Origin of the sequence: Nonomuraea maritima, assembly GCF_900100395.1 — a bacterium.
Lineage (GTDB): Bacteria > Actinomycetota > Actinomycetes > Streptosporangiales > Streptosporangiaceae > Nonomuraea > Nonomuraea maritima.
In genome coordinates, this window is record NZ_FNFB01000002.1 from 694,266 (window position 1) to 701,622 (window position 7,357).

Below are 7,357 nucleotides of genomic sequence, written 5' to 3' on the forward strand. Positions count from 1 at the left end.
GGCCAGCCTGCGGCCGGTCTGGTTGTCGCTCTCGCGGCAGTGGACCGTGGAGCACATGAGTGAGAGACACACGTTGGTCATCATCGTCGGGAGCGTGCGCGAAGGCCGGTTCGGGCCCGCCGTCGCCTCCTGGGTCGCCGAGCAGGCGCGCGTACACGGCGGGTTCGACGTTGAGATCGTCGACCTCGCCGACGTCGAGATCCCGCTGTCGTTGCCCGCGGTGCCGCCGAAGTTCGCCGGCGACTCCTACCCGCGCCCCGAAGGAATGGCGCCCCTGACGTCCCGCCTGGAGGAGGCGGATGCCTTCATCCTGGTCACGCCCGAGTACAACCACAGTTACCCCGCCTCCTTGAAGGCCGCCATCGACTGGCACTTCACCCAGTGGACGGCCAAGCCCGTGGCCTTCGTCAGCTACGGGGGCGCAGCCGGAGGTCGTCATGCCGTCCTCCACCTGGAGAACGTCCTCACCGAACTGCACGCGGTGACCATCCGCGACGGTCTGGCGTTCCCGAACTACTTCACTGCGTGGCAGGACGGGCAGCCACTGGATCCCGAGGCATCCGGGTACGCCAAGACCCTGCTGGACCAGCTTGCCTGGTGGGCCGCCGCCCTGAGCGCGGCACGCGACGCGACCCCGTACCCGGGCTGACAGGAGTCCTCGTGGAATACACCAGACTCGGCACCTCAGGGCTGAGGGTGAGCCGCATCGCACTCGGCTGTATGGGTTTCGGCGATCCCGGCCAAGGGGTCAACCCCTGGGCGCTGGACGACACCGCCGCCGCACCGCTCTTCCGTCGAGCGGTCGAGTTGGGCGTCACGCTCTGGGACACCGCCAACGTCTACGGCAACGGCACCTCTGAGGAGATCGTCGGACGTGCCATCCGGCGCCACACCCGCAGGGATAACGTCGTGCTCGCGACGAAGGTGCACCTCCCGATGCACTCCGGTCCCGGAGGGTCCGGACTGTCCCGCAAGGCGATCATGGAACAGGTCGACGCCTCACTGACCCGCCTGCAAACCGACTACATCGACCTCTACCAGATCCACCGCTTCGATCCGGAAACCCCGGTCGAGGAGACGATGCAAACCCTGGACGACGTCGTCAGGGCCGGGAAGGTGCGTTACATCGGCGCCTCCTCGATGTGGGCCTGGCAGTTCTCCAAGATGCAACACGTCGCCGAACGGCACGGGTGGGTCAGGTTCATCTCGATGCAGGACCAGTACAGCCTGGTGCAACGCGAGGAAGAACGCGAGATGTTCGGCCTGCTGGCAGATCAGGGCGTCTCCAGCCTGCCCTGGTGTCCGCTGGCCAAGGGGCGTCTCGCACGGCCTTACGGACGCCGGACGGCACGCTCGGCCGCCGACCCCGTCGGTCAACGGTTCTTCGGCGACGACGACCGTCCCATCATTGAAGCTGTCCACCGCGTCGCGACCGAGCGGGGCATCCCCATGGCACAAGTCGCGCTCGCATGGGTGCTCGCCAATCCCGTGGTCGCCGCCCCCATCGTCGGAGCGACCGACCCGCAACACCTCGATGACGCCGTCGCCGCCGTCGACCTGCGGCTCACCGAAGAAGAGATCAAGACGCTCGAGGCGCCTTACACACCGCGTCCACCGACAGGGTTCTGACGTCGGCGACCCACGCACAGGCGTCCGCGATCGCAGGGAAGGCCGGGAGCGGAGGCCGGTCGGCAGGCGGAACAGGCACAGGCACCGTGATCATGGATTGACGCGCTCCCCAGCCTGAAGGCTATGGATTCAGCCTGTGCCGCGCCTGCGGCACTTCTGACGGCTTCCTGTTTCGCCGGGTCGCGCCCTCCGCTAGGCGGCGGGACTTACCGTCCCTCCGCAGGCGTTTAGCCTCTCCGCTCGTCCAGCGGCGAGAATGTTGATCGCAGCGTTCACGTCCCGGTCGTGGAATGCCCCGCACGGGCACGTCCACGAGCGAATGTCAGCGGCATCTTGTCGGCGAGCGCGCCGCAGGCTGAGCACAGCTTCGACGACGGGAAGAATCGGTCGATCTTGGCGAAGGTGCGGCCGTGCCGTTTCGCCTTGTACTCCAGCATGGTCACGAACTGGGACCAGCCCGCATCGTGCACCGACTTGGCCAGCCTCGTACGCCCCAGACCTGACACGGCAAGGTTCTCCACGTACACCGCTTGGTTGTCGCGGATGATCTGCGTGGAGAGCTTGTGTACCCAGTCGCGGCGCGCGTCGGCCACCCTGGCGTGTGCCTTGGCGACCTTCAGCCTGGCCTTCTGCCTGTTCGCAGAGCCTTTCTCTTTCCTGCTCAGCGCCTTCTGCGCCTTCCGTAACCGCCGCTCAGCGCGGCGCAACAGGCGCGGATTGTCCACCTTCCGGCCATCCGACAGGACCATGAAGTGCGTCAACCCGAGATCGATGCCCACGTCGGGTGTCGTGTCCGGCAGTGGGTCGTCGGCCGTCTCGACCACGAACGAAGCGAAATACCGTCCGGCCGCGTCCTTAACTACCGTCACACTCGACGGCTCTACCGGAAGGGTCCGCGACCAGCGCACCGGCACGTCCCCGATCTTCGGCAGGCGCAGCTTCCCGTTCGCAGTGACCGTGAACCGGGCGTTCTTGGTGAAGCGGACCGCCTGCCGGTTGTCCTTGCGCGACCGGAAGCGCGGCGGTGCGACCTTCGGGCCTTTGCGCCTGCCGGCGAGCGAGGCGAAGAAGTTGCGGTAGGCGGTGTTCAGGTCGGCTAACGCCTGCTGAAGGATCACCGCCGAGACTTCGCCCAGCCATGCCCGTTCCGGCGTCTTCTTCGCCCGGGTGATCACCAGCTTGGACAGGTCCCCGTCCGAGATGTACGGCAAGCCCTGCTCGCGGGCTTCCCGCCTGGCGCGCAGCCCGTCGTTGAACACCGTCCGCACGCACCCGAACGCCTTGGCCAGCGCGATCTGCTGGCCCGGCGTCGGGTAGAGGCGGACGTTGTACCGAAGCTGCACACCAAGTCTTCGTGACCAAGTTCAGGCACCCCGTCTTCACGGCACGACACCTGGAACGGATGGAAGAGATCATGCGAGACGTGTGCCTTGACTTCGAGACCGAACTCGCCGAGTTCAACGGCGAAACCAACCACGTTCACCTGCTCGTGAACTTCCCGCCGAAGGTCGCCCTGTCCCGGCTGGTCAACTCGCTGAAGGGTGTCTCCTCCCGCAGGATGCGACAGGAGTTCCCCAGACTGGCCCAGCACTACTACCGGGCGAACAAGCTGTGGTCGGGCTCCTACTTCGCCGGATCGGTGGGCGGGGCTCCGATCAGTATCCTGCGCCAGTACATCGAGCAGCAGAATCGTCCCGGTTAGGGCACGCTCGGGCCTGACGGCCCTCCCGCGCGGGCCTTCACCCCCGGCCTGAAGGCCGGAGCACTGGCCCGCATCTCGGTAGCAACGTGCTGTGCTCACCGGGGAGACCTGTGCCTGCGCTGCCGTCGTTCACCGAACGTCCTCAGACTCACCGGCCATCGGTAGGGCTGGAGGCCGCCGCTACGATCGCCAAGCCGAAGCACTTCGGAGGCACCATCGCCATCCCTACCGTTCTTGTCGGCTGTCGCCGGCTCGGTAGATGGTTCCAGCTCGTCAGCTCTGGCGGCGGACCATCTCGGTGATCCAGATCGGCGCGAACGGGGACGTACAGCCTGGTGAGGTCGGGTAGTCCTTGAGGACCTCCAAGCGCTCACCGATGTCGATCGCACGGGCGCGGTGCTCGGCGTGGCTGATGCCGATCTGGGCGAGGCAGTGGTTCATCGCCCACTGGAGGCGATCCGGGGCGTCCTTCATCTCCGCCTCGATGACGTCGAGCAGGCCGGCGAGGTCGAGGCCGTCAGGCTTCTTGTTCACGCGTTCGGTGGTCAGCGCCCATCCGGCACTGGCGACCACCGGGTCGGGGTCGGCGAACCAGGCCAGGCGCAGCTCTTCGGCGTGCGGGCCCTTCTTCACCACGTAGTTCACGAGCCAGTCGTGCACCTTGGGCGCGCGGGTCTCGCGCACCATGACGTCGAGCTCGTCACGCTCGAACGCCTTCGGACGGCAGATCAGGATCGCCAGGAGTCTCGCCGCGGTGTCCTCCGTCTCCCAGAGGCGGCGTGCGAGTGGATGCTGCGTCTTCAACCGCTTGGCCAGCGCGCGAAGCTTGCTGAGGTTCACCCCGTGGTCGTCGCCGTGCCTGAGGTTCACCTGGCGGATCTTCGGGTCTTCGAGCTCGGCCAGTTCGGCCATCACCTCGGCCACCGTCGGCACGGTGAGCGTCGTCTCGGCCATCTCAGCCTCCCGTCCACGACATGCGCATGAAGCCTATGCCGGAACTCGGCCTCCTGACACGGTCTCCTCAGCAGCCGATGCCCGGCGGGCTCGTCCGACGCGCGTGCGACATACCCGCCGGGCTACTCGACGCCGTGGGCGGCGTCGCGAACGTCCGTGCCTGGCGTGGAGGACGGTTGCAGCCGGTCGGCGAGGACGCCTTGGAAATGCGGACATGTCATGACGTCGTCGTGGGGGCATTCGAGGCCGCCTTCGAGCATGTCGAGCGCGGCCCGTGCCTGGGCTATTCGTTCCAGCAGCTTCTCCCGGTGACGGGCCATCACCTCGTGACGGTCCGGCGCGGACCGGGCCGCCAGCATGGTCCGGATGTCGGCGAGGCCGAAACCCGCCTCTTTCGAGATCAGGATCGCGGCCACCCGATACAGGTCGGAGTCGGCGTAGCGGCGGCGGTCGCCCGCGCGGGCCGGTGTCAGCAGTCCTTCTGCCTCCCAATGGCGCAGCACGTGTGTGGGTAACCCGAACTGCGCCGCCACCTCGCCTATTGACTTCATGTCGACATTAAGTCGCATCATCACAGGCATGTCCACGTTACTCACCATTCTCGACGCTCTTGACGACCTACCCGAGGCTCGCGACCTGCGGGAACGTACGTACCAAACGCTGGGCGACACCGTTGTCGACGTCGGCTGCGGCAGCGGACGCGCCGTCGGCGAGCTGGCCGCCCGTGGGGCCAAGGCCATCGGCATCGACCTGGACCCGACCATGATCGAGGTCGCCGTCGAGCGTTGGCCCGCCGGTGAATTCCGGGTCGGGGACGCCACCGCGCTGCCTCTCGACGACGGCTCGGTCACCGGGTACCGCGCCGACAAGGTCCTGCACACCCTCGCCGAGCCTGAGCTCGCCGTAGCCGAGGCCCGCCGGGTCCTGGCCAGGGACGGCCGCGCGGTGCTCGTCGGCCAAGACTGGGACACCTTCGTGATCGACTCCGACGATCACGAACTGACCCGCACGCTCGTCCACTCTCGCGCAGAAGCCATGCCGAACCCACGGGTCGCCCGCCGTTACCGCAACCTCCTGCTCGACAACGGGTTCGTCGACGTCACCGTCGAGGTCCACACGTTCGTGTGGACGGACCCGTGGTTCCTCCCGATGCTCGCCACCTTCGGGCAGGGCGCCTGGCTCGACGACCAAACCACCCGGGCGCGGAACGACCGCCTCTTCGTTGCCGTCCCGATCTTCCTCGCTTCCGGAACTCGCGCCGGCTGAACACCGGCTCGGCTGACAAGGCTGGGACTACTGGAGCCCTCACCGCACGGGGGGCTGGTCAGGTGTCGCTGCTCGGGGTGGGGTGACGCTGCGCGCTTCGATGCCATGCGAATGCCCAGACGGGGCCTGCGGGTAGCGGGGCCTGCGGGTAGCGGGTGGCGGGCCTGTAGGTGGCGGGCCTGTAGGTGGCGGGGGTGATGAACTCAGCGGTAGCGGGAGCGGCGGCGGGCTGCGCGGATGCGGCGGAGGATCCGGGTGGTGCCTTCGGGGCCCGGACGCCAGCCGCGTTCGATCAACGCGTCGGCGACGCAGTGGAGCAGGTCGGCGGTCCGGGTGGTGACGACGTCACGCCGGACGGCGATCACCCGCCAGCCGAGCCGGCGCAGCTCCCCGCGCCGGTCGGCGTCGCGCCGCAGGTCGGCGGGCGAGGTGTGGTGTTCGCGGCCGTCGTACTCGACGGCGACCTGGAACTCCTCCCAACCCATGTCGAGGTACGCGCGCCGGCCGTCACCCAGCTCGACCTTGATCTGCGTCGCGGGACGGGGTAGGCCGCCCTCGATGAAAATGACCCTGAGCCGGCTCTCCTGAGGCGAGGCGGCGCCACGATCGGCGAGGCTGAGGGTGTCGCGCAGGCGCCAGGAGGTGAGCGGCCGGTGCCAGAGCGCTTCCAGATCGACCCCGTGCCGGGCGAACTGGTCGAGGATCGCCACCGCCTCCATACGGAGCAGCGCGTCGGCACAGTCGAGGGCCGTGCGTTCCCTGGTGGTGAGCAGTACGCCCTGGTGCTCGGTGACGTCCGCATCCGGCAGGCGGCCGACATAGGTGACGCAGCCGGGGAGGGCGACATGACCCGGCGCGGCGAGTTCCACAGGCCACTCGGCTTCGAGATCGGTGATGCTGTCCAGCCCCCAGATGTGCGCCGCCGTCTGACGACAGGCCACGGCGCCCGGGACCGCACGCGTGACCTGCCGAGCCCGTTGGACGAGCGACAACGGCGCGCTGTCGGGAGGCGGGGCGCAGGCTGGCGTCCACGTCAGCGCGGCAGGGGTCGGCGGTGGGCCGGGCTCGCTGGATGAGGCGTCGTCTGTGGGGCCATGGGTGGCCGCCTCCGCGTCTGTGGCGCCGTACGGCCGGGGCTGGGGTGGTGCGGGGTGAGGTGAGGTCATGGCCGAAAGGGTGTCTCAGGCGGCATCGATCGATGACTACTGAACGGGGTTCTGTGGACGACAGCGGATTGTCCACAGGCACGGAGCATTTCGGCTTGACATCCGCGTTCCTCCGCGGCCGGCACATACCCCGGCCGGCCGGGGTGAGCTGCGGTCCTGTTCGCAAGGCTCCGGGTGACGGCCCATCGCGAGAAAGGACCCACCGCACGAGCGGACCCAGCCCCAGGAAGGGCCCGCCGCGAGAAACCTCCAGGGAAGACCCGCCATAAGAGAAGGACGCACCGCCGGGCCCCCTTCATGAAAGACATCCCAGGAGCGTAGATGTCAAGCCGCAACGAACTCTGCGTGATGCGACCAGGCGGTCGTCTCGTCGTAGAGGGTGCCGGTTTTGAGGCATCCGTGCAGGATGCCGACGAGCCGGTTGGCGACCTGACGCAGGGCGGCGTTGTGACTGGAGCCGCGGGCTCGTTGCCGGTCGTAGTAGGCCCGCGCGCCGGGCGAGAGCCTCAGTGCGCTGAAGGCCTGGGTAAGCAGGGCGTCGATGAGCCGGTCGTTGTGGATGAACCGGGCCAGGGCGACCTTCTTCTTGCCCGACGCGCGAGTGATCGGGGAGGTCCCGGCGTAGTTCTTACGGGCTTTG

Annotated in this window: 7 protein-coding genes and 2 pseudogenes; 4 read left to right on the top strand and 5 right to left on the bottom strand. The window is 68.0% G+C overall.

The window, feature by feature from the left end; all coding sequences use genetic code 11:
- Window positions 1–55: 55 nt before the first annotated feature.
- On the top strand, window positions 56–649 hold the full coding sequence (locus BLR04_RS06855; protein WP_090760658.1) for an NADPH-dependent FMN reductase: 594 nt from the start codon (window positions 56–58) through the stop codon (window positions 647–649).
- A gap of 11 nt (window positions 650–660) precedes the next feature.
- Window positions 661–1,629 (top strand): aldo/keto reductase, encoded by a 969-nt coding sequence (locus BLR04_RS06860; RefSeq protein WP_090760852.1) that lies wholly within the window; start codon window positions 661–663, stop codon window positions 1,627–1,629.
- 192 nt (window positions 1,630–1,821) lie between these two features.
- On the opposite strand, the pseudogene BLR04_RS06865 reads toward BLR04_RS06860, so the two are convergent.
- Window positions 1,822–2,972, bottom strand: a pseudogene (locus BLR04_RS06865) (RNA-guided endonuclease InsQ/TnpB family protein).
- On the opposite strand from BLR04_RS06865, the pseudogene tnpA reads away from it, so the two are divergent.
- A pseudogene (gene tnpA / locus BLR04_RS06870) lies at window positions 2,969–3,331 on the top strand (IS200/IS605 family transposase); the annotation flags it as partial. The pseudogenes BLR04_RS06865 and tnpA sit on opposite strands and share 4 nt — an antisense overlap.
- Before the next feature lie 273 nt (window positions 3,332–3,604).
- On the opposite strand, the gene BLR04_RS06875 reads toward tnpA, so the two are convergent.
- Entirely contained in the window at window positions 3,605–4,285 is a 681-nt protein-coding gene (locus BLR04_RS06875) for a DNA alkylation repair protein (protein ID WP_090760662.1), read from the bottom strand.
- A 122-nt stretch (window positions 4,286–4,407) separates the two neighbouring features.
- Window positions 4,408–4,866, bottom strand: a complete 459-nt coding sequence (locus tag BLR04_RS06880; protein ID WP_245740071.1) for a MerR family transcriptional regulator — start codon at window positions 4,864–4,866, stop codon at window positions 4,408–4,410.
- Here BLR04_RS06880 and BLR04_RS06885 point away from each other — a divergent pair.
- A complete protein-coding gene (locus BLR04_RS06885) occupies window positions 4,865–5,551 on the top strand; it encodes a methyltransferase domain-containing protein (protein ID WP_090760664.1) in 687 nt (228 codons plus the stop codon). The two genes, BLR04_RS06880 and BLR04_RS06885, sit on opposite strands and share 2 nt — an antisense overlap.
- Before the next feature lie 203 nt (window positions 5,552–5,754).
- Here the strand turns inward: BLR04_RS06885 and BLR04_RS06890 are convergent, their stop codons facing one another.
- Both BLR04_RS06890 and BLR04_RS06895 read right to left on the bottom strand, forming a co-directional pair.
- Window positions 5,755–6,492 (bottom strand): hypothetical protein, encoded by a 738-nt coding sequence (locus tag BLR04_RS06890; RefSeq protein WP_143021975.1) that lies wholly within the window; start codon window positions 6,490–6,492, stop codon window positions 5,755–5,757.
- 549 nt (window positions 6,493–7,041) lie between these two features.
- Window positions 7,042–7,357 (bottom strand): transposase (locus BLR04_RS06895; protein ID WP_143021976.1); only part of this gene is annotated, 316 nt, incomplete at its 5' end.

Coding starts and splice junctions, on each gene's coding strand:
- BLR04_RS06855 (WP_090760658.1), top strand. CDS start 56: ATGAGTGAGAGACACACGTTGGTCATCATCGTCGGGAGCGTGCGCGAA.
- BLR04_RS06875 (WP_090760662.1), bottom strand. CDS start 4,285: ATGGCCGAGACGACGCTCACCGTGCCGACGGTGGCCGAGGTGATGGCC.
- BLR04_RS06885 (WP_090760664.1), top strand. CDS start 4,865: ATGTCCACGTTACTCACCATTCTCGACGCTCTTGACGACCTACCCGAG.
- BLR04_RS06880 (WP_245740071.1), bottom strand. CDS start 4,866: ATGCCTGTGATGATGCGACTTAATGTCGACATGAAGTCAATAGGCGAG.